Origin of the sequence: Paraniabella hibiscisoli, from assembly GCF_022512515.1 — a bacterium.
GTDB lineage: Bacteria > Bacteroidota > Bacteroidia > Chitinophagales > Chitinophagaceae > Niabella > Niabella hibiscisoli.
On sequence record NZ_JAKWBK010000004.1, the window covers coordinates 90,386 to 112,799 of the forward strand.

A 22,414-nucleotide genomic window follows, 5' to 3' on the forward strand; every position below is an offset into this window, starting at 1 on the left:
AACGTAAGAAACTTTCTTTTTAGACCGCTATTTAACGCTTTGGATATTCCTGGTAATGGCCGTTGGTGTTGCCATTGGGTATTTTATTCCTTCGGCGCCCGTTTTTATTCATTCCTTTTCCAGCGGTACCACAAATATTCCCCTGGCCATCGGCCTCATACTAATGATGTATCCACCACTGGCCAAAGTCAGGTATGAAAAGATGGGCGAGGTGTTTAAAAACACAAAAGTGTTGGGCACTTCCCTTTTTCTGAACTGGATTGTGGGGCCCATACTAATGTTTGCCCTGGCCATTTTATTCCTGCACGGCTACCCGGAATATATGGTAGGGCTGATACTGATTGGGCTGGCGCGCTGTATTGCAATGGTTGTGGTGTGGAATGAGCTGGCTGAAGGAAACAGGGAATATGCTGCCGGCTTAATTGCCCTTAACAGTATTTTCCAGGTGCTGCTATATAGTGTTTATGCGTATGTATTCATTACCGTATTGCCCCGGTTGTTTGGTATTAAAGGCCTGGAGATACCTATTACCATTGGCGAAATTGCCAAAAGCGTTGGCATTTACCTGGGTATTCCTTTTGCAGCAGGTATAATGAGCCGGTATGCCCTAATCAGACTTAAGGGAGAAGCGTGGTTTCAAAATAAATATATTCCTTTTATTTCACCTGTTACGCTTATTGCACTGCTCTTTACCATTGTTGTAATGTTCAGCCTGAAGGGCGAGCTCATCGTTCAGATACCGATGGATGTTGTACGTATTGCCGTTCCGCTGGTTATTTACTTTGCCATCATGTTCCTGGTAAGTTTTTTTGCCGGCAAGCGTATGGGAGCCAACTATTCTCAAAACGCCGCTATTGCGTTTACCGCTGCCGGCAACAATTTTGAGCTGGCCATTGCCGTTGCTATCGGCGTATTTGGCATCAACAGCGGGCAGGCTTTTGTAGGCGTTATTGGGCCGCTGGTAGAAGTACCGGCCCTTATTGCATTGGTGAACCTGGCTTTTTGGCTGCGGAACAAGTATTACAAACCGGCGTAAGCAATACCATAACATAAATTGATAAAAACATAAAAGTGACCATTGCTTTTTTTCTGACGTACATGCCAACCTTCCCGCATTGGAGGCTATGCTACGGGATATGGACCAACAGCAGCCTGATGCTGTTTATTGCCTGGGCGACCTGGTGGGATACCATATATGGCCCAATGAAGTAATTGCAGCAATACGTAAGCGTAAGATTACAACCATTGCCGGCAATCATGATATAAAAGTGACGGGGCTGCACACCAACCCGGAAGACCTGCAACAGCCGGGGAAAAACTACGCTTATCATATTATAGCGGATATGGCCCGCGACTACCTGAAAACTTTGCCCTCTTATATAAAGCTGGAATACCGGCTCAACAACGAGGTGCTAAAGCTGTACCTGGCGCACGGAAGCCCGCGCAGGGTGGATGAGTATGTATTGGCTGACACGGATCAGCAACATGTGCTGGATATGATGAATGAAGCGGGGGCAGATATTTTATTTGTAGGTCATTCTCACAAACCCTATCACCGGGTAGTTCAAACTGCTGAAGGCAATTATAAGCATGTGATCAATACCGGCTCTGTTGGCAAGCCGAAAGACGGAGACCCCAGGGCTTGCTATGTACTGTTTACCATACATGAAAACAGCTCAGCCCGGGATGCCAACAGCGTTCATGTAGCGTTCAGGCGGGTTGCATATGATATTGAAAAGGCTGCAAAAGCGCTGGAAGAAAGTGTACTACCCATTGAATTGGCAAACGGCCTCAGGCTTGCCCGTTAACACAAAGCGCATCACCTTAGCTTTAAAATAGGTTTACCAGGGAAACCGCCTCAAACACCATACTCACTGCCATTGCAACCACCCCGCATTTTGTAAACTTTCAAAAAGATCTTCCGTTACCTGGCTCGATAACCACATAGACACATAGAAATGATGGATTTTTGAGAATAGCAGTAGCACATCATAGTTTTTTTCCATCTTCGATGAAAGCTATTATAAGCTATGTTCTCTTAATAGTATGAAAAAGCTATGTACCTATCCCGAACGGTCGGGACAAGTTGATATTTCAAAAAGTTTAAACAACTTCAATGCCTGCATGCGCCAGGCTTATTAATGCAGACAGCTTTTCCCGTACTATCTCCAACTCTTTAAATCCTACTTCAAAACCTTCGTCATACCTCGCTGCGCAATACGATTTTTGAAGCAGCCGGAAGGCATCCTTCTCTTTTTGCGCTATGACCCCAAAGCCTGCGGCAACCCGCGGCGTTAAAAAACCCAGGTACTTCAGCAAAAAGTAAAAGATCATGGATATGAAATCATTAAAGGCCGTGGAATTTCTTTTGTCGATAACAAGGGCGTGAAAATAAAAGGCAGCGACATGCGCTTATCGCTCCAAAACATCAAAAAGCAAATCGAAAAGAATAACGAGATCGTTAAAATATGGCAACAGCAAAATTCATTAGGACTATAAAAGAAGACATGCTGATAGGGTTTAGGAAGATATAAATGCTATTCACGATGTTTAAAAATACAACATACTTTAAGTCAACAATTCCAAGCTATAGTTATAAATGTTTCGACGACTTTTCAATTGTGCAAACGTTTACGCAATTGAACTTCTTATTGTTGTTTAGATGTATTTTTGGTATCACGCTATTGTGAGAATAGGTTAACCAATATTTTAATTTTCATTTGTGGAAATAATTATGTCGATCGGAAATTAAAAATTTATGAAAGGAGAATATCTATTTAAGAAAGATAATTTATGAAAAGTATAAGAAAAATACCCATCGCTTAAAGTACCTAATTTAAGTATAGAATATATACGATACATTAAAAATAAACCTATTTGTATAATTTTTTAACCAATGAAATAAAGTATTTATCCCTTAGGAATCGCAAATTGAAAGTAAAGATTGGTATCATTAGAATATTGGGATTTCTTACTGCTATAAGAGAAGCGCTATTCACAGATGAGTTCCGCAAATAATGTATTAGCCAGAGACTGTTTGCAAAAATCCAGCTCAGCTTATTACAAAGAGGTCAATTGGGAGAGCAACGATTAACGCGATATTCTTACGATTCAATGGGAGCAGGATAATTGCTCGGAGTAATAGCACCGCTATTCTTTCACTAATATTAATATCACTAATAGTATTGCAAACTCAATATCGAAAGGGATGTTGAGAATCTAATTATGACCTGAAAAATCATTTATGAAACTATAATAAATTAAACCTATGATTACAACTGGAACAGATTGCCACAGAACTTTCTGGCCTAAAGTTTTAAATAAACGACGTTTAGGGTTTACAATTGGGTGTTGGATATTGTTATGTTCTAATGCTTACGCTCAAATTAATGAATCATTTAAGCTTGATCAGACAGTTCCTTTCGCTCCTGAAGGAGCTAAGTTTGCTAATTACTATTTGACACCGTCGGTTTCGGCAACAGGTACTATTCCTATAGAAATTCCCCTTTATGAAATCATCTGTGATGATATAAAAATTCCCATCTCACTCTCCTACCAAACTTCAGGTATCAAAGTTACAGAGTTGTCAGGGTCGGTTGGATTAGGCTGGTCATTAAATGTTGGAGGAGGGATTTACAGGAGTATAAATGGCCTCCCAGACGAATACGCCGCTCACAACATATCTACTTTCCTGTCACCTTTATATAATATGTCCGATTATATGGCCAATTTTTCCAATCAGGCAACAGTGCAAAATCAATCTGTGCTTAAAGACTTTGCAGATAATCATTCAGATATTAATCAGGACAATTACTCATATAATTTTCTGAATTTTTCTGGAGGAGTTTTCTTTAATAATCAACTTGAGCTTAAAGAGCTCAATGATAATAAATTGTTTTTTTCATACGACTCCAAATATCTGAACTATTTTTTGGCTAAAGATGGTTACGGCAACACATTTAAATTCGATGTTAAAGAAAATACCCGTAATTCCTCTTACTCTACTCAGGTAACTTCATCGTTTAACGGCTCAGTGTATGGAGCCACGGCCTGGAAGCTAAGTGAAGTTTCAACAATGTACGATAAAAAGATAAATTTTTCATATGTAGATTATACAACAGACTATTTATATCCCAGCTCAAACTCCCTTTATCGTATAGCAGGAATAAATGTAGGGAATGCCGGTAATTGTTTTGATGAAAAAACTATATTTTCTACAACCTACGCCAACATAAACAATACAAATAAACTTATTAGTAGCGTAACCTCACAGGATATGACAGTAATGTTTTTCTATTCGGATGAACTTAATGCGTCTAACTGGAAGAGGAAACTGGACAGGATAGAGGTTAAAAATAAAAATGGGGAAATTGTAAAAAAATCAGGTTCGAATATTCCTTATTTAACGGTGATCAAAGACTTAAATTATTAAGACTGATTTTCGAAGCGACAAGCGGTCAGGGACAATCGGTTTATTCATTTCAATATGATGAGACAAAGAACATGCCTTTGGTAAATACGATGGGTAAGGATGCTTTTGGATTTTACAATGGCTATGACAATAATACAACTTTATTAAAAACAATAATACCTCCGAATATTACGGCGGAAAGTTATCATAATTCTAAGAGGGAGGTAAATGAAGTTTATACAAAGGCGGGAAGTTTACGGCAGATTACTTATCCTACTTCAGGAGGAATTAGGCTATACACTTCTGTGAATCAATCTGGAGACTATTATGCACCAGGCCTGAAAGTCGATAAAGTGGAACTATTTGATCAAAATGGTAACGTTGTAAATACTAAAATTTACGGGTATGAACAGTTAGAAGGACTTAAGATCAAATTCCCGGACTATGCAATGCTGGAGAATCCGGTAGATCCGGCTTTGTTTGGTGCACCACAGTGCTTTAGCTATTCTTCGGAAAACACATTTCAACAACTTCACTTACCGGCAAATTTTTTCTATAAAAAAGTAACGATTAAAGAGATCGGAGATGGAAAAGAAAGCACTACTGTGGAATTTTACGATGACCCCAATCCTTATGCGACCAATGAACCTTTAGAAGAGTATGTTTTTCAACCGGTATTAACCGGTAGGGAGTTTTATAATGGTAACCCTGTCAGTGGTGTAAAGGTTAAATCGGAGAGCTATAATTATCAACCGGTAATAAACCAGCAGGATGGCGCGAACATATATGAACCTTTACCACCCTATCTGGGAAATATCAATTTAAGTGATAATGGCGGTTATACGACATTCCCTTGTTTAAATTACCAACCAGGCTTTGTTGTTAAAAGCGTCCGTAGAGCTAAATGGATGCGATTGGAAAGTCAAAGTGAAGTGTACTTTGATAATCAAGGCGGCTCTTATATCGCAGAGAGCTTCCATTATTATGATAATCCAAGTCATAAATATGCTACCCGAATTGCCAGTACCAGAAGTAAAGGAGGTTTTGTTGACCAGGAGATGAAGTATCCACAGGATATGGTACAAGCGTCAAATGACCCTCTTGGGGTATATCAGTTAATGTCTTCAAAAAATATAATTGGTAAGCCCATAATTTTTATGGAGAAAATGAACGGGAAGTCGAAAGGTCAAATGAATGAATACACTACATCTGTTTATGGTTTTCCGGTTTTAGGGGCTATAAAGTCTTTTAATGCGGTATCCGCACAATTTGAAGAGCGATCGAGATATAATACCTACGACAGTCACGGGAATATACTGGAAATGCAAAACAACGATGGCCCCGTAATTTGTTTTGTATATGGTTATAGTGGGCGATATCTTCTTGCAAAAGTTATTGGCAGCAATTATAATACAGTGAGCACATTTATTAACCAAACTATGCTTGATAATGCCCATCAATACACTGATGCACAAATACAAACCGAATTGAAAAAATTCGAGACGGTCTGGCAACAACGAAAGCACAAGTAAATACTTATACCTATAAGCCTTTGATTGGTATAACATCAGAAACGGATGCTACGGGCCGTACTATTTTTTATGAGTATGACAGCTTCGGCAGATTGAACATAATTAGGGATAATGAAGGTAATATCGTCAAAAAGACATGTTATAACTATATGGGACAGCAAGCGGATTGTAACCAATAAAAATGCAAACTATGAGAAAATCATCCTACCATAATTTGGGCCTGTTATTGACGATTTTGCTAGCTTTTTGGACAGGCAGTGACATCTATGCACAGCACACACCTACCAGCAGTCAAAATTTTATTTATGAGCGTGTGATTGTAAAAAAGGTGTAAAGACGCCCGCTGATCTTCAAACATTAACGCCTTCAGATGTAAGGGCTAGTGTACAGTATTTTGATGGCTTAGGCAGACCCTTACAGGCCATAAGTATACAGGCTTCCCCTGATCGAAAAGATATTATAATCCCGATAACTTATGATGCTTTGGGTCGTCAGGATAAACAGTATTTACCTTATGCTGCTAGTGGGTCGGGAGATTATAAAGGAACAGCGCTGTCAGACCAGTCTGCTTTCTACCTTGCCGCACCGTCCCCTATTACATCCACTGGTAATCCCTTTTCCCAGACCGCATTTGAAGCATCTCCGTTAAACCGCCCTTTGGAACAAGCATTTCCAGGACAAAGCTGGGCTTTAGGTGGAGGGCACACTATTACAATAGCTTATGATATCAATGTTGCGGGGAGGTAAGGCTGTGGAATGTATACAATAACGGTACAGTTAATACAGGTGCTACAAATCCTGGATATTACGACGCTGGTCAATTAAATAAAAATGTAACAAAAGACGAGAACAGGAACCAGGTAATAGAGTATAAGGATAAAGCTGGTAATGTGGTATGTAAGAAAGTGCAGGATGGAGGCACGGAACAGGCACCGACGTTTATGGTGACTGATTATATTTATGATGATTTTGGACAACTGGCTTATGTAGTTCCTCCGGCCGTGGAAGGAATTGCCAGCTTTACAGAAACCGACCATAATTTTGGAGCTTTTATTTATGCATACCATTATGACGGTCGCCAAAGGCTGATCGAAAAGAAAGTGCCTGGCAAAGGATGGGCTCAGACAGTCTATAACATACGTGATTTACCTATTTATACTCAGAACGCTGAACAGCGAGACCGGGGAACCTGGCAGTTTATAAAATACGATGCCCTGAACCGGGTAATTATGACGGGTGAAGATCCGAACAATCTTGGACGTTCTGATCTTCAGGCTTATGTAACATCAACTCAGACTGCTGGTACGGTGCAGCTATTTGAAGATGTGGATATCAATCAGCCCTATGGCTATACGACTACTCACACCTTTCCTGAGGCGGTGAATTTAAAGATATTCACTATCAATTATTACGATGATTATAGTGTGCTTACCAAACCCTTAAATCCTTATCCGGAGTATTTTGTTCAACCCTCAGGAACAGTTACAGAAAGTCAACAGACCCATAGTCTTCCTACGGTTACAGCAACTAATATTTTAGGGACTGCCAATTTGTTATGGGAGGCTACCTACTATGATAAAAAGAGCCAGGTAAGTAAAGTAGTTAAACAGCATCATCTTGGGGGTGTAGATGTGACGAGCAATACATACAATTTTGCCGGAGGAGTAATATCCAGTACCCGGCAACACTATAAAGATAATGCGCTGGCGCTAACTTATGGCAGCGCATTTGAATATGATCATGCTGGCAGAAAAGCAAAGACTACAGAAACTGTAAATGGCCAGGATATTGCTGTTACTACTCTTAGCTATGATGAGGTAGGTCAGCTATCAACAAAAGTTGCCGGGGGCCACATGACCGCTTACACCTACAATCCAAGAGGGTGGTTGACTCAACAAAGCAGTATACGATTTACGCTTCAACTAACATATGATGAAACCACGCAGGGCGCGCAGTATAATGGTAATATAGCTCGTCAGGTTTGGGCCACCAATGGCCAGATTCATAGTTATGATTATAGTTATGACAAGGCCAATCGTCTTACGGGAGGACTGAGTGATGAGAACTATAATGAATCAGGTATCGGTTATGACAAAATGGGCAATATAACGACGCTGACCCGGCAAGGACCTGCTGGCATGCCGGGACTGGGAACATTAAATTATATTTATAATGGGAATCAGTTGCAGTCGGTAAGCGGAGGTTATAACAAAACCTACTCGTATAACAATTATGGTAGTGTAGTAAGCGACGGAACACTGAGCTTTGCATATAATGAATTAAATTTGCCCAGGCAGGTAACAGGGACGCCGATAGGTACAGTTGACTATACTTACAATGCCGATGGTCAAAAGCTGACGAAACAAACGGTTAGTGAAACACGTCATTATCTAGACGGTTTAGAATACAACGAGAGCACGATAGATCTTTTACATGCAGAAGAAGGGATGATACGCCATTTTGGAGGAGGTTTTTATCTCTATGATTTTTACCTGAAAGATCATCTAGGTAATACAAGAGTAGTGCTTAACACTTCAGGAGCTGCTATTCAGCAACAGGATTATTTACCGTTTGGGTTGGAGATTGGTCGCTACCAGGCAATACCTAATCGTTACAAATATAATGGCAAAGAAAAACAGGAGGAATTAGAACAGTATGATTATGAGGCTAGGTTCTATGATCCGGTAGTTGGCAGGTGGCATGTGGTAGACCCGTTGGCGGAGCAGATGCGCAGGCATAGCCCTTATAACTATGCTTTTAATAACCCGCTAAGATTTATAGACCCCGATGGAATGTGGAATTATGATGTTAATGGAAATTGGACAACAAATAAACCTGACGAAATAGAGGAATTTTTGAAATCAGCAAGAACTTCCCGGCCTCACTCAGAGGAAAAAGAACCAGCTCAGCGAGGCGGTTTTAGGTCAAGAGACGAGGCTGCTGCTTATTGGGGACATATATATGCAAAAAAATCTTTAAAAGACAAAAATGTTGAATACTCTTCTTTAATATATAGCATTACAGTCAACGGGGTTAAGTATTTCTTTTTCACTAACGGGCTTAAAGACGATCAAGGTCGAGAGAATAAATCGCCAGGTCCGGCAGGAGAAGGACTTGAAAAGTTAAAACCCCTTCTTCCTGATGGTGCAGAAATGGAAGGACATATACATTTACACCCTCAAGGATATGGGGCAACAAACGAGTCGTTCAGTGGGAAAATCAACAATTCCGGTGATGAAAGACAGATGGATATAGCTGGAGATGGATTGGCCTTTTATGTAATTGGAACTTTTGGGGATTTATATGTGAGACGAAAACCTGAAGAACGGAGTTATCCAAATGAAGATAGGGATACACGTATTGTCTCAGGATTTTACTCTAATAGGAGAAGCGTACAGGAGAAATTTAGAGGAGATAAGAAAAAAACAAAAAATTTGCTAAATTCACGTTCTTTAGGTTCACTTCTTCAACTTTAATAAAAATCAAGCTTAAAATATTAAGTAATGAAGCTCCAAGCATTCACTGTTGTTACAATATTTTTTGGGTCGTGGGATGTAATGGAAAAACCGAATACGTTGCAATGAATGGAAAAGTGGTTTTAACTGATACAATAGAACGTATTCATGTACCAAATTCTCATAATGTAAACGTTTTTTTTGATGATGCTTTCCATTTAGAAACGCTCTCAGCTGATTCTTCAAATGTTGAAATAAGAATATTTAGAAGTCACGGGCTGGAGAATGATGGAATAGACCTTTTTGTTATAAAAAAGATTTAAATAATAAATGGGTTGGGTTCGCTGCTTCACTAAATATATTGGAATGGGATAAAGATGAAAAAGCACGCTACATTCCCCAAAATGTTAATTTGCCGGTTAAAAAAGACGAATGGGAAACCAAGGCTAATGCGCTATTATCCTTTGGCGTATTGAAATTAAAGAGTTATCAGGAAATTAAAAATTACTATTTGCCAACGGATGCAGATGAAGTTCGGGTTGAATATGTATTTCAAGATGACAAAAGAAGCTATGAATTGATAGATCCATTTGGCAATAAGAATATTCCGGATGCAAAGATCATGTGCAATATCTTAAACTATATTGAATCTGATTTGGGGTTTAGCGAATTTGCACACAGGAAAAACAAGTAATTCAAGTTGTCAGAAATATAACATATTAAGGGACTATCTTAATATGTTATATTTCAAGACATGTGAGACAAAATGCCTATCGATTTCTGTAGTACATTTTGCTGTTTCTTGGTATTATTTCGACTTCCTTTTCCCAATACTTTGTTGTTACATCTGGTTGAATAGGTATCAGGTGTTCCAGTTCAAGAAGTTTTTCGTTTGGGGTTTTACCATTCAATGATGCATGAGGGCGTTTGTAGTTATAGAAATTTTGCCATTCAAGTAATTTCATAGCAAGATCGAGAGTTCTTTCTTTACGATTAATGGTTGAATAAAACTCTGATTTATCTGTGAGTTGGGATCTTTCGACCTTTCCATTCAGATGTGGACTCTAGGCTTAATGTGTAGAAGTTAAGACTTAATCTGACAGTTGGGGTTAATTTAGAGTAACGACAAACTAAATTAATAACCCCAAAAGTCAGATTATGAATTCTGCAACTAAGTTAATCAAATCCAGAGTTGGCTTACTCAATTTAGCCGAACAATTGAACAATGTGACTCGTGCCTGTAAATTAATGGGTACTAGCCGTGACAGTTTTTACCGTCTTAAACAACTCTATGAGACTGGAGGAGAAGAGGCTCTCAGAGAAATAAGTCGCCGTAAACCCATTCCCAAAAATCGTGTAGACCCAGCAGTTGAGAATGCTGTTGTTAAAATGGCATTCGATTTTCCAGCCTATGGCCAATCCAGAGCTTCAATGAACTTCGCAAGCAGGGTATTTTTATTTCAGCAGCTGGCGTTCGTTGTGTGTGGCAACGGCATGATCTGGAGATTTTTGAAAAACGTCTCAAGGCTCTGGAGGCTCGCGTAGCTCAGGACGGTTTGATCCTTACGGAAGCCCAGGTTATAGCGATGGAACGAAAAAAGAAAAGCAAGAAGCCCATGGGGAAATTGAAACGGAGCATCCTGGTTATCTAGGTTCCCAGGACACCTATTATGTTGGCACAATTAAAGGTGTAGGTAGGATTTATCAACAAACCTTCATTGACACCTATAGCCGGGTAGCTTTTGCTAAGCTTTATACAAGCAAACATGCTATTACATCGGCAGATATTCTCAATGATAAAGTTCTTCCATTCTTTGACGAACATGAAATACCAATGCTCAGAATACTTACTGATAGAGGAACTGAGTTTAACGGAAGACCCGAAAATCATGAGTATGAATTATATCTACAGATTGAAGGTATAGATCACAGCAAAACGAAAGTGCGCCATCCCCAAAGTAATGGAATTTGCGAACGCTTACACCGTACCATGCAGGATGAGTTCTATGCAATCGCCTTCCGAAGAAAGCTCTACCAGGATCTTCAAACTTTACAAAATGATCTGGACGAGTGGCTGGACCATTACAACAATGAGCGACCTCACAGTGGCAGATTTTGCTTTGGTAAAACTCCACTGCAAACTTTTAAAGAATCGCTTACCTTAGCCAAACAAAAACTGCTGGATCAAGTGAGTCCAGCAGCCTAATTAATTTAATCTGTATCCCTTTTGAAAATTTAAAAATTAGCCCCTGACTGTACGATCAAGTACTAACTATTACACTTAATGGGCCTGAATTTTATAAAATGAACCATTAGCTCTTCCTGGAATATATCATCCCCGAAGATGCTTAATCGTTTTCCCAATGGTATTTAATTTAAGCCCAGCCAGCAACGTTTTGCGGCGCATGTGCACATGCTCAAAAGACAGGTAGTCCACAAAGTCTTCGTAAAAGTTAAAATCAAAACTATCGAAGGTGATTTCCTGATTCTGGAACTCTTCAAAGGCCAGCAAATGTGACTTTACATTTCCATAAACAGTAAGGGTGGCTTTACTTACTTTCCGCTCTTTCGATTTTATAAACTCATCAAATTGATAATAGACACTAAGCTTGTTTTTCTTTTCTGTCTCTTGTTGTGCTGCGATTTCTTTTTCCTTTGTTTCGATTTCGCTGATATCAAAAGCGGGAGAATAATATCTCTTTACAAATTCAACGCGATTCTGGACTTTCTTTAAAAGGGCGTAGGAAACAAGATCTTCGACAATTTTCTTACGCCTTATCAACTCGTCATTGATTGCTTTATAATCACCATACTCTTTGGGAAGTTGAGAAGACAGACACCGCTTTTTCTTATTCCAGTAATTGAGCGGAATTCTAACTTCTGTGCCGAACAGAGGTTTGTGTTTTTCATCACAGCAATGCTGAATGTAAACAGGGCAATTATCATCAGTGAGTGCTTTGCTTTTTCGACAAATTAGCTTAATTGGAAGGGACATAACCTGAACAATTTTAATCGACTCGAGTAGCCTGAAATCAGGTCTACTTTTGGCCTACTTTTTAAAATTGTTAAGCTGTTTTAAAGGTAGTAAGGATTCGCTGTGTGATTTGTTATTACAAACTGAAAATCAGCCCCTTAAAAGTAAAGTGAGGTAAAAAGCAAAAAGGACCATCATTGCTGATGATCCTTTTTTGCGGACCGGACGGGACGCGAACCCGCGACCCTCTTAGAAATTCACCTCCAACAGCTCTTTTACAAATGTACAATTTTACTATCTGATATAAGATTCAACTTCCTGAAAGACATACAACCATTTTCGAAATAAATTCGTGATCATCTATTTTAAAAACGATATGCTTCTTTTAACAGGAAGATGCCATTAATTACGAAAAATGAAACAATACACTAGTCTGCTCCTTTTTGCGCTGAGCGTTACACAGCCGTCCATCAGCCAAACCAATACTTCCGCTGAAATGATAGCCACAAAAGATGACAGCCATACAACCCGGGCTGCGGCAATCGTAAGTAAACTGAATATCAAAGACGAACATAAACGCAAACAAACGCAGTCTTTACTTACCGATCATTTGAAAGAACTTCAAACTATTTTTGACAACCGGAAAAAGGAAATGCAAAATGCTGAAACTGCCGGTAGTAAGGAACTGGCGGATAGCAGGGCCCGAACCGCCTGGGACGCAGCCAATGGAAAGCTGAATAAATTATATGCAGCATTTTTAGGTAAATTATCTATTTTGCTTAGCCTTGATGAAACAGAAATGCTGAAAGACCAGATGACTGAAAACGGATTACAACGCGAGTATAATCATTATCTCACCTTGTTACCCAACCTGTCGGCGCAGCAAAAACTGCAGATAACGGCGTATTTGAAAGAAGCCAGGAAAACGCAATGAATGCGGCCACGGCACAAAACCGGGCAGAATGGTTTATTAAATTCAGGGGACGTGCCAATAATTACCTTGCTGCAGCGGGATACGACCTGCGAAAAGCAACGGAAGAACTGGAGGCCAAAAGAAATAATTCAAAATAAAAAACAACTACATAACAATACACAAACAGGCATGGCTATACAAAAACAAGAGGTAGACAATCTCCTATCGCAACTAAACAAAAAAGAAATTAAGTTTTCGGAAGTGCTGCAATTTATTGAAGCGCACTATACGCATACGGGAACAGCTTTTAAAAACGGAGAACAGCATAATGCCGCTACAGAAAACCAGGGTAGCGCCAAGGTATTGAGCTTCGCGCAGGCTAATAACCTGTCTGAGGAAGAAACGCTTCAATTATTTGCCGAACACTACGATGATGTATTAGGAACGCCAGAGGCCACAAATCATCAAAACATCAGGCAATTTATGAAATCGGGATGGGATGGTGTGCAATTCGAGGGATCAGCCCTTACTGAGCGATAGTCAACCCTATTTAATAGCAAAGCCCCCGAAAACGGGGGCTCTTGCTTATAACTACCAAACCAAACTACTCTTTTGCTATATCTGTAAACGCTTCTATTTATTAGACGCAAAAACAGTCAAAATGATTACAGTTGGAATGCAAAAAAATGTGAAAGAAAATGAGTAACCGCCTGATTTTAAGGAAAAATTAGGGTATAATTTCGAACAAAAACACCTGCTGCTTTTCTTTGGGATTAAAGTTATTATCCGCAATTAAAATAAGGGAGGCATGGCCATTAGGCAATACCGGTCCGAAAGTAATACCCTCTACATTGTCTATGTATCTTTCGAGAGCATTGAAGTTGAAAAGCAGCTTTTTTGTGGCAGGCTTGTAGTTTGTATTCCGGTACAAGCTTTTGGTAGTACTCACATTAGTAGCCTGTGAAAAATCTGCCAGGTAAATTTTGATAACGCAGTTTTCTACTCCTGTTGAAAAGGAACGCTCTAATACTAAAAACCGGTTGTTAGAAATATTCAATATTTCAGGGATACCATTAATGCTAAAAGCAGTTTTAGGTATGGGCTCTGCAGCAATAGCGTCCAGCAAATAACCATATTGCCCCACGGCCCTCTTACTTTTAACATCAAACTTTGTAAAGCGAACCGGGGCATTGGCATAAGCAGCGCTTGCCAGTGGGCCATCTTCGTGAATAGCCCCTTCCATACTGGCCCATAAATACCGGTAATCTCTTGAAAAGCTCAATCCTTCCAAAACATCGTTTTCCTGGCGCCACTATCGCCCGCGTACATGTGCAAGTTAGCTGGGATCAGGAAACTATCTTTAAAACCGCCTTTCAAATCCATTTCATAGATCCAAGGATTTTGATATACCATACGGTTACTGCGAATAGCTTTATCGCCCTCGCTGCCCCAAACAAGGGTTTTTGTTTTTTATTATACCGAATGGATTCAGGATCGGCCGCATGCTCGGGTAAGATTTTCAGCGCCGGGAACGTGTCGTTTTGAGCGTTCTTAAGCGTCTCCACCGAAAGAAATCTTACCGAATCGATTTTATAATTATTGATATCAATAGCCGCCGTGTAAAACCGGGCAGCACTGGTGGCGGAACGTTCATCGCTGATAACAAAATACCTGCCTTCAGCAGCATCGTAATCAATACCCGACAAACCTCCTACCCAGGTGTTTTGTATATGCAGATCATGGGGGATTACATACTCATCTAAAAACTTCAGAGATGTTATACCCGCAACTTCAACCGAAGTGCCGGTATTTTTTTTGCTACATTACAACTACCACATACAGCTGTTGCAAATACCGCTATAAAAAGGAGAGATCGCACAAAATATGTTTTGAACAAAACTAAGGGAATCAAGAGGTAACGAAGATTAAAAATAAATAAAGTTACAAGCCTGTAAGCCGGATTCTGTACCCTGTCATACTTCGACAAGCTCAGTATGACAAAGTGGTTATCATTTATCTGTTCCGCAAATTACTCTGCGGAATCAATCTGCCTACCCTCCCCGATAGTTTTGCAACATTTTGCCGGGCCGGCAAAAAATCGGGGTTTACATGGCATTTCAGCACACAAGGTTTACCCAAAATACTTATTACTAAATATTCCCGTGAGCTCTTACCTCACATTTTCACCTTTTCCCGTAAAAAACAGGTAGTTATTTTCTGTGGCACTTTCTATCCCCGCGTTAAACGAAGCCCGGCTATTCACCGGTGTGCTGCCCTATGCTGTCCAGACTTTCCTCCCTTTTAAAAAGGCGATAACCCGGCTTGTAACGATGCAAAGATAGTTGTTATTTGTTAGCCAGCTAAACTGCAGCAATCAGCGGTATTGTGTCACTCACTTGTACTATTGAATATATGGCATCTCTAAACTGCAGCTAGTTTTTTATTTCAGTTATAGTAACGCCTGTAAAGCAATCATCAGCGCAGTTTTTGGGAAAATACCCGCATGTTGAAATCATGCCTTTATTGTTAGCTTCAAAAAAATAAGGTTTTCATCTTCATCCATGCGCAGCCACACATGTTTAGCTTTATCATATATTTCGTCCAGCGTTAAAGAGGCGTCATAACCATCATGGGTATTCAGTGTTTCTTTGTTTTCTGTCCACTCCGCGTATAGTTTTATTTTAGTTCTATCCTGTTCATCCGGGCCCACACTTTTGTAAGTTCTGCTGGTAACCTTTCCTTTATTGACCTGTACCACCATCGATGAAGAGAAGCCCGTCCAGGAGCTCCAGGTTTGTGTATACGAATAACTGTCGTTGTTAGCGGCTTTAAAATCGAGCCAGGTCTTATAGCTCCGATGAAATGCATCGCTGCTGTAAAAGCGCTCCTTTTTACAGGCCTGTGTTAAAAACAACAAGCTTACAGTAAAAGCCATCCAATATTTCATAAAACATTGTTTTATTTATTGAACGTGCTTTAAAATAACAACGCAACTAATACTTAAAAAATATTTCGGTTGCGCCATATCCGTAACGGGAATCGTATTGATTAACGAAATAGCTTACCTCTTTCTTTAGCTTTAAAGCATCATGAATTTCATCTCTCAGCTTGCCCGTTCCCACACCATGAATAACGACCAGTGTTGGCTGCATATGGGCCACTGCCAGATCATAAAACTTTTCAAAGGTCTTTAACTGCAGTGTCAGCATTTCAAAATTATTCATGCGCTCATGGCTGTCGGCCAGTTTCTCAATATGCAGGTCAACTACGCTTCTTGCCGGCTCCAAATGCTTCCGAGCTTCTTTGGCATTGTATATTTTAAATCCCCTGCTGGCGAGTTTATCTAATGGCAATTTTATTTCCTCCGGAGCTTTATCAGGATACCTGTCGAGTAACTGGTAAGAGAAAGAAGCTTCATTCTTTTTCTTCAGCTCTTCTATGCGATTAAACAGCTGCTTGGGTTTTAGTTTGATACTGGTTTCAAAATGGTCGGCTTTACCCTTTTCTGCAACCGGCAGCGAAAAATCGAATTCAAAGGCCGGGCTATCACTCATATCAGAAAAATCTACATCATGGATATAAAAATTCTCGAATGGCTGAATAGTATTTTTGAGCTCGAAATCTGCGTCTCCAAAAAAGTGAGCTTGTAATCAAATTTATAAACAGCTTTGCTATTGTTAACCAGGTACACTTTCAGCTTTTCTACATATTCATCCCCAAACTCATCAGTATCCATTACCGGCAAAAAATTAAGCCATACGCCATTCTCTACCCGGTCTTCTTTATCTTGTTTTTCTTTCCGGATATTGTCTATGTATTTTTTGGAGCCGGTTGCGGGTTGTTTTTTTCTTTTGTGTAAACCGTTTGTAATAAGGAAAATCAACCTGGTCGAGATGTACAGGAAACTTAACACCCCGCACTTCTATCATCGCCATATTTTTATTGATAAATTCTACAATCTCTCCTTCTTCATCTGAATGAAGCACTAATACTTTATCGCCTACCTGATATTTCATCCTGCAAAATTACAACAATAAAGAGGATTTACAGAATGACTACCAGAACGGCAGGGTATTTAACAGATGTTCAGCAGATAATAATATGTCGCCGCTACGCGGCTGTATTCCATAATGAAACTATCATTCTACCAATATGGTACCGCTACGCGGCACAGCGATAACAACATGCCTGGTTCCGAATAAATCCTACAAGAATTCGTTTCATCCTGCTGAATTATAACGATAAACAGGATTTACAGAATACGCACCACAACAGTAAAAGGCATTCAGTTTCTAAGAAGTACATAGTGAAATAAGCTGCTATGAATAGGACAGCACATCAGTTATGGCCACGAATGCACCAATTAATGATGTAAAGGCTGTCCGGAACTATTAATACACACTTGTATTGTCTGAGTTAAAAAATGCTTCTGAATGAATAAATACGATAGCAAATTTGTTATTGTCTTGATTTTATAAAAACGCCCTTCCGAAAAGAAATCCCGTGAATATTACATCTGCAAAAACCCTGATCATCAATACCCGACCATCAAAATTGGGAGCGCCGTAACCTATGTATGTAATGTAAACATTCAATACAAAAAGTAATAATACAGCAATCACTTTACCAACTATACCCAAACGTGTAAACACCAGGCCAAACGGTATTTGCACCACTAATGGGAATAGCAGAAACGGAAGCAGGTAAGCAACAGAGTCCGGAAAATTCATTAAAACGCCTTTGAAAAACGTCAACAAAGAATTGCCATTTGTTAAAACAAAAAGCACATAAGCAACAAAATTGCAAAGTATGGCTACTAGTAGACTTTTCAATCTCAAAAAAATCATTTCTCTCCGGCCAGCTTGCTATGCCGGTACCCGTATAAAAAGTAGATCACCAGGCCTAATGCCATCCATATAAAGAACCAGAACCAGCTAATGGCCGGAATTTCTATTAGCAGGTACATGCAGGTTAATACACCCATAACAGGTATTAATGAATATTGTTTCTGAACGGTTTTAATGGTAATAATGAGCGCTATCAGCAGAAATACCAAAAACAATATTTCCTGGTAGGCTTCGGTGCCTATGTTCTCTACAGCACTGATTAACCGCTCCCTGAACAGGTACACAAATAGTATATACAAAGCCGGAATAATTATCCGGCCATTAATGTACGGGATCTTAAACTTTCCGGGCTCTTTAGCAATAGGTGGCAACAAAAGCACCCCACCACATACTAATATAAACGCAAATAAGGTACCGATACTGGTGAGATCTGTTACCAGGCCGCTCTGTAGGAACAAGGCCCCTGCCCCTACAATTACCCCGGTAATAATGGTCGAAAACGAAGGAGTTTGGTATTTAGGATGAATTTTCTGGAAGACTTTGGGCAGTAAGCCATCGCGGCTCATGCTCATCCAGATACGGGGCTGACCGATCTGGAAAACGAGTAACACCGACGTGGTGGCCACTACCGCGCTTACAGAAATGATCTTTTCGATCCAGGGCGCTCGTTTTTCAAATACAAAAGCCAGGGGATCATCTACCCCGTCAAAACTACTGTAGCTTTCGATACCGGTCAATACTAATGCTATGGCAATGTAAAGAACGGTGCAGATCACCAGGGAGTAAATCATACTACGCGGCAAATCCCTCTGGGGATTTTTACACTCTTCTGCAGTAGTAGAGATGGCGTCGAAACCGATATAAGCATAGAACACTGCCGAAACGCCTTTTAGCACTCCCTCAAAACCATTAGGCATAAAGGGTGTCCAGTTATTAGTATCTACAAAAAAGCACCTGCTACAATTACAAAAATGATCACAGCGATCTTGAAGATGACCATATAATTGGCTGATTGCTTACTCTCTTTAATACCTATATAGGCCAGCCAGGTAACCAGGCAAACTATGATAAAAGCAGGCAGGTTAAAAAATACAGGTGAACCGGCAAAGCGTGGCGCTTCGTTATAAGCTTTAATGGCGAACTGGTAGCTGGCAATGTCTTTGGGAGACAGGTTGGCCGCATTTTGCTGCAGCTCGGTGGTAGCCTTGTTAAAGGCCTGTATAGCCGTTTGTGGATCTACCAGCATCCAGTCAGGCAGGTGAATATTAAACACATGTTCAAGCAGGTTATTAAAATAGCCGCTCCATGAAATAGCTACCACTATATTACCAATGGCATACTCCAGGATCAGGGCCCAGCCGATGATCCAGGCTACTACTTCTCCAAAACTCACATAAGAATAGGTGTAGGCACTACCTGAAACCGGCACCCTGCTGGCAAATTCGGCATAACAAAGCGCAGAGAAACCACAGGTAATAGCTGTAATAATAAAAAGTACCGAAACACCCGGCCCCCCATTAAAAGCAGCACCGCCGATGGTAGAAAAAATACCGGCGCCCACTACCGCTGCAATGCCCAGAAAAGTAAGATCTTTTACGCCCAGTATCTTTTTCAACCCGGCATCATGTCCATCACCGTACCCATCTGCCGCATCTTTTAATATATTCTCTATTTTCTTTTTTCGCAGTATAGACATTGTTATGCTTTAAAGTTTTTGGTTTTAGGTTTGAAGTTAAAAAAACTACACCTTAATTCGAACTTTTAATAGTCACGCTTCACCAGCAACAATGCCAGGTCTTTCAGCGGTTGTTTACGTTTGGCCAGTACGGCAATTTCTTCAATATAACCCAAAGCGTCATTGAGAAACAGGTCTTTTTGAGCGATGGCCCATTCATCTATTTTACAGTCGCGGTATAATTGCAATACCCGGGCTACCTTATCAGCAGCATTCCCATTTAACAATTCCCGCAGCTCTTGCTTCTGAGCCGCATTGGCCACTTCCAGCGCCTGAATGAGCAGGAAGGTTTTTTTGTTCGAAAGAATATCTCCGCCCGGTTGCTTGCCAAACTTCTCAGGGTCACCAAAAGCATCGAGGTAATCATCCTGCATCTGGAAGGCCAGCCCGATCTTTTGCCGGCCTCGTACAATAAAGCCAGGTTACCCAGACTACCGCCCCCTAATATACCACCCATTTGCAGGCTGGCAGCCAGCAAAACCGATGTTTTAAGGGTAATCATGTGCAGGTATTCTTCATAAGAAACATTATCGCGCAGCTCAAAATCCATATCGTATTGCTGCCCCTCGCATACTTCTGCAGCCGTTTTATTGAAGAGCGTAAGAATGCGTGGAATAAATTCAGGATTGAGTTTGGTTATATAATCATACGCCTTTACCAGCATTACATCACCGGCAAGGATGGCTGTAGGCTCATTATACTTACTATGAACGGTTGGCTGGCCACGTCTCAAAGGCGCCCTATCCATTATATCATCGTGGATCAACGTAAAGTTATGAAACAGTTCGATGGCAGTGGCCGTATGCCAGGCATCCGGATGTATTTCCCCTAATAGCTCATTAGCCATCAGGCACAAAACAGGCCTGAAACGTTTTCCGCCCAAAGACAGAAAATAATTATTAGGTTCGTACAGGCTCGCGGGCTGCTCCGGGAAATGGGAGCGGCTGAAATGTGCCGAAAACTTCTTTGATAAATCCTCAAATGATTGCATGCGCCAAAAATAGATAAAATAAGGGCGAATAAATACTGTTTTTACAACGGGTTATTAAGTATTGCAGATGAGTGGCCTTGGAAAACCGATCAAATAATACCGGAAAATTTCGGCGAAAACGATTTAAATTACAAAACAAACAATGCCCTCCCCGAAATGAAAAAGATATTTGCTGTTTTTTACTTGCTGCCGGTAATTTTAAATAGTTATGCCTGTAATAAAAACACAGTGGCCCAGGTACCTGATAACCCAAAACCACCGGAAAGGCAGTTTGCATCTGCAGCAGTTATCAACCAGCGGCTGGGACGTGGGATTAACCTGGGCAATACCTGGGAATCCAGCTGGGATAAAAAGAAAGTGTACCGGCCGATTTCGAAAAAATTGCGTCTAAAGGGTTTACCAGCGTTAGGCTGCCCATACGTTGGGAAATGCCAGACCGGTCTCAATTCACGGCCCCTTACACCATTAATAATACTTTTCTGAATAAAATTAAATCAGCTGTAGATGAAGCGCTGAAAAATAAATTGCATGTTATCATTAATATGCATCATCATGACAGCCTGTACGCTCATCCAGACCAATTAAAGCCGATGTTTTTGGCACAATGGAAACAAATAGCGTCTTCTTTTAAAGATTACCCTGACAGCCTTTTGTTTGAAGTGCTGAATGAGCCGCACGGAAACCTTGATGCCGGCAGATGGAATACTTTTTTGCGGAAGCACTGCAAATTATTCGGGAAACGAACGCACAAAGAACCGTCTTACTGGGGCTTGCCGAATGGGGTGGCGTAAGCGCACTCGGTAAGCTCTCCGTTCCGCAGGATCAACATCTGATACTTACGATCCATTACTATAATCCTTTTCATTTTACCCACCAGGGCGCCAGCTGGACAGCAGGATCTGATGCCTGGCTGGGCACGCGTTGGAGAGACACCGAACTGGACCGGCAGGAAGTTAAAGATGATTTTAAAGCTGCCATTGAGTTTTCTAAAGCCAGGAACATCCCTGTGAATGTTGGTGAATTTGGCGCTTACAGTACCGCCGATATGGACTCCCGCATTAAATGGACGCGGTTTATGGCACGTTATTTTGAGCAACAGCAATTTAGCTGGAACTACTGGGAATTTAATTCAGGATTTGGCATTTATGACCCCGTCAAAAACACTTACAACACAGGCCTGGTAAATGCACTTACTACTGATGCAATGACTACACCTGTACCCGTAACCTTTACTAATCTTTACAGCAGTAACTTTTCGAACCCACAGGCTGATGGCTGGAAACTTTATAACAATGACGCCTCTGCCTCCGCTGCCCTTACCATAATAAATGGCAAGGCCGTTATACATATTTCATCAGCGGGAACCCAAACATGGTATATACAGTTAATACGCGCTAACACATCTATAACTGCCGGAAAAACCTATCGCCTGACGTTTACTGCGGCTGCTGAAAACAACAGGAACATCTCCTTGCGTTTCAGCAAAGCAGCGCCCCTGGACGGTTTATGGAAGCAAACAATTTAGTATTACCAAAAGCGAAGAAACTTACCAACAC

General features: G+C 40.6%; 22 protein-coding genes, 1 other RNA gene and 6 pseudogenes. 14 read left to right on the plus strand and 15 right to left on the minus strand.

Going from position 1 to position 22,414, the window contains the following annotated elements; translation table 11 throughout:
• Positions 1–55: 55 nt before the first annotated feature.
• Together arsB and MKP07_RS36170 are read left to right on the plus strand one after the other, a co-directional pair.
• Entirely contained in the window at positions 56–1,036 is a 981-nt protein-coding gene (gene arsB / locus MKP07_RS36165; protein ID WP_240852881.1) for an ACR3 family arsenite efflux transporter, read from the plus strand.
• Positions 1,037–1,091: 55 nt separating this feature from the next.
• Positions 1,092–1,808: pseudogene (locus MKP07_RS36170) on the plus strand (metallophosphoesterase family protein); the annotation flags it as partial.
• A 295-nt stretch (positions 1,809–2,103) separates the two neighbouring features.
• Here MKP07_RS36170 and MKP07_RS36175 read toward each other — a convergent pair.
• Entirely contained in the window at positions 2,104–2,334 is a 231-nt protein-coding gene (locus MKP07_RS36175) for a hypothetical protein (RefSeq protein ID WP_240852883.1), read from the minus strand.
• A 934-nt stretch (positions 2,335–3,268) separates the two neighbouring features.
• On the opposite strand from MKP07_RS36175, the gene MKP07_RS36180 reads away from it, so the two are divergent.
• From MKP07_RS36180 to MKP07_RS36205, 6 genes and pseudogenes are all read left to right on the plus strand, one after another.
• Positions 3,269–4,432 (plus strand): hypothetical protein, encoded by a 1,164-nt coding sequence (locus MKP07_RS36180; protein ID WP_240852884.1) that lies wholly within the window; start codon positions 3,269–3,271, stop codon positions 4,430–4,432.
• A gap of 71 nt (positions 4,433–4,503) precedes the next feature.
• The gene (locus MKP07_RS36185; RefSeq protein WP_240852885.1) at positions 4,504–5,943 is read left to right on the plus strand and encodes a hypothetical protein; all 1,440 of its coding nucleotides are present in this window, start codon (positions 4,504–4,506) and stop codon (positions 5,941–5,943) included.
• 342 nt (positions 5,944–6,285) lie between these two features.
• Positions 6,286–6,690: pseudogene (locus tag MKP07_RS36190) on the plus strand (DUF6443 domain-containing protein); the annotation flags it as partial.
• Positions 6,691–6,833: 143 nt separating this feature from the next.
• Entirely contained in the window at positions 6,834–9,419 is a 2,586-nt protein-coding gene (locus MKP07_RS41810) for an RHS repeat domain-containing protein (RefSeq protein WP_240852886.1), read from the plus strand.
• 104 nt (positions 9,420–9,523) lie between these two features.
• Positions 9,524–9,721 carry a hypothetical protein gene (locus MKP07_RS36200; RefSeq protein ID WP_240852887.1) on the plus strand — a complete coding sequence of 66 codons (198 nt, stop codon included), beginning with the start codon at positions 9,524–9,526 and terminating at the stop codon, positions 9,719–9,721.
• Positions 9,722–9,759: 38 nt separating this feature from the next.
• Entirely contained in the window at positions 9,760–10,092 is a 333-nt protein-coding gene (locus MKP07_RS36205) for a hypothetical protein (RefSeq protein WP_240852888.1), read from the plus strand.
• A gap of 76 nt (positions 10,093–10,168) precedes the next feature.
• On the opposite strand, the gene MKP07_RS43440 is transcribed toward MKP07_RS36205, so the two are convergent.
• On the minus strand, positions 10,169–10,453 hold the full coding sequence (locus MKP07_RS43440; protein ID WP_394803774.1) for an integrase core domain-containing protein: 285 nt from the start codon (positions 10,451–10,453) through the stop codon (positions 10,169–10,171).
• 103 nt (positions 10,454–10,556) lie between these two features.
• On the opposite strand from MKP07_RS43440, the pseudogene MKP07_RS36215 reads away from it, so the two are divergent.
• Positions 10,557–11,604, plus strand: a pseudogene (locus MKP07_RS36215) (IS481 family transposase).
• 126 nt (positions 11,605–11,730) lie between these two features.
• Here MKP07_RS36215 and MKP07_RS36220 read toward each other — a convergent pair.
• Complete coding sequence (locus MKP07_RS36220; RefSeq protein ID WP_240852889.1) at positions 11,731–12,393, minus strand: phage integrase SAM-like domain-containing protein; 663 nt, start codon at positions 12,391–12,393, stop codon at positions 11,731–11,733.
• A 475-nt stretch (positions 12,394–12,868) separates the two neighbouring features.
• Between MKP07_RS36220 and MKP07_RS36225 the strand changes: the two are divergent.
• Positions 12,869–13,443: pseudogene (locus tag MKP07_RS36225) on the plus strand (DUF3826 domain-containing protein).
• A 31-nt stretch (positions 13,444–13,474) separates the two neighbouring features.
• Positions 13,475–13,825, plus strand: a complete 351-nt coding sequence (locus MKP07_RS36230; protein ID WP_240852890.1) for a HopJ type III effector protein — start codon at positions 13,475–13,477, stop codon at positions 13,823–13,825.
• A gap of 187 nt (positions 13,826–14,012) precedes the next feature.
• On the opposite strand, the gene MKP07_RS36235 is transcribed toward MKP07_RS36230, so the two are convergent.
• From MKP07_RS36235 to MKP07_RS36295, 12 genes and pseudogenes are all read right to left on the minus strand, one after another.
• Positions 14,013–14,567 (minus strand): esterase-like activity of phytase family protein, encoded by a 555-nt coding sequence (locus MKP07_RS36235; RefSeq protein WP_240852891.1) that lies wholly within the window; start codon positions 14,565–14,567, stop codon positions 14,013–14,015.
• 91 nt (positions 14,568–14,658) lie between these two features.
• Positions 14,659–14,991, minus strand: a complete 333-nt coding sequence (locus MKP07_RS36240; protein ID WP_240852892.1) for an esterase-like activity of phytase family protein — start codon at positions 14,989–14,991, stop codon at positions 14,659–14,661.
• A 230-nt stretch (positions 14,992–15,221) separates the two neighbouring features.
• Positions 15,222–15,614, minus strand: an RNA gene (gene rnpB / locus MKP07_RS36245) — RNase P RNA component class A.
• A 183-nt stretch (positions 15,615–15,797) separates the two neighbouring features.
• Positions 15,798–16,232, minus strand: coding sequence for a hypothetical protein (locus tag MKP07_RS36250; RefSeq protein WP_240852893.1), 435 nt, complete (start codon positions 16,230–16,232; stop codon positions 15,798–15,800).
• Positions 16,233–16,278: 46 nt separating this feature from the next.
• Complete coding sequence (locus MKP07_RS36255; protein WP_240852894.1) at positions 16,279–16,839, minus strand: Smr/MutS family protein; 561 nt, start codon at positions 16,837–16,839, stop codon at positions 16,279–16,281.
• Positions 16,840–16,850: 11 nt separating this feature from the next.
• Positions 16,851–17,021, minus strand: coding sequence for a hypothetical protein (locus tag MKP07_RS36260; protein ID WP_240852895.1), 171 nt, complete (start codon positions 17,019–17,021; stop codon positions 16,851–16,853).
• A gap of 46 nt (positions 17,022–17,067) precedes the next feature.
• Positions 17,068–17,301, minus strand: coding sequence for a hypothetical protein (locus tag MKP07_RS36265; RefSeq protein WP_240852896.1), 234 nt, complete (start codon positions 17,299–17,301; stop codon positions 17,068–17,070).
• A 456-nt stretch (positions 17,302–17,757) separates the two neighbouring features.
• On the minus strand, positions 17,758–18,015 hold the full coding sequence (locus MKP07_RS36270) for a hypothetical protein (protein WP_240852897.1): 258 nt from the start codon (positions 18,013–18,015) through the stop codon (positions 17,758–17,760).
• A 113-nt stretch (positions 18,016–18,128) separates the two neighbouring features.
• Entirely contained in the window at positions 18,129–19,049 is a 921-nt protein-coding gene (locus MKP07_RS40705) for an amino acid permease (RefSeq protein WP_262920225.1), read from the minus strand.
• A 23-nt stretch (positions 19,050–19,072) separates the two neighbouring features.
• Positions 19,073–19,828, minus strand: a complete 756-nt coding sequence (locus tag MKP07_RS40710; protein ID WP_262920226.1) for an amino acid permease — start codon at positions 19,826–19,828, stop codon at positions 19,073–19,075.
• Between the two features lie 65 nt (positions 19,829–19,893).
• The gene (locus MKP07_RS36285; RefSeq protein WP_240852963.1) at positions 19,894–20,094 is read right to left on the minus strand and encodes a hypothetical protein; all 201 of its coding nucleotides are present in this window, start codon (positions 20,092–20,094) and stop codon (positions 19,894–19,896) included.
• A 6-nt stretch (positions 20,095–20,100) separates the two neighbouring features.
• Positions 20,101–20,858, minus strand: a pseudogene (locus MKP07_RS36295) (polyprenyl synthetase family protein); the annotation flags it as partial.
• A gap of 156 nt (positions 20,859–21,014) precedes the next feature.
• Here MKP07_RS36295 and MKP07_RS36300 point away from each other — a divergent pair.
• The 3 genes and pseudogenes from MKP07_RS36300 (at position 21,015) to MKP07_RS43450 (ending at position 22,383) form a co-directional block, all read left to right on the plus strand.
• The gene (locus MKP07_RS36300) at positions 21,015–21,341 is read left to right on the plus strand and encodes a hypothetical protein (RefSeq protein WP_240852898.1); all 327 of its coding nucleotides are present in this window, start codon (positions 21,015–21,017) and stop codon (positions 21,339–21,341) included.
• Positions 21,287–21,927, plus strand: a pseudogene (locus MKP07_RS43445) (glycoside hydrolase family 5 protein); the annotation flags it as partial. The gene MKP07_RS36300 and the pseudogene MKP07_RS43445, both read left to right, overlap by 55 nt.
• Positions 21,928–22,062: 135 nt before the next feature.
• Positions 22,063–22,383 carry a carbohydrate binding domain-containing protein gene (locus MKP07_RS43450; protein ID WP_394803775.1) on the plus strand — a complete coding sequence of 107 codons (321 nt, stop codon included), beginning with the start codon at positions 22,063–22,065 and terminating at the stop codon, positions 22,381–22,383.
• Positions 22,384–22,414 lie beyond the last annotated feature (31 nt).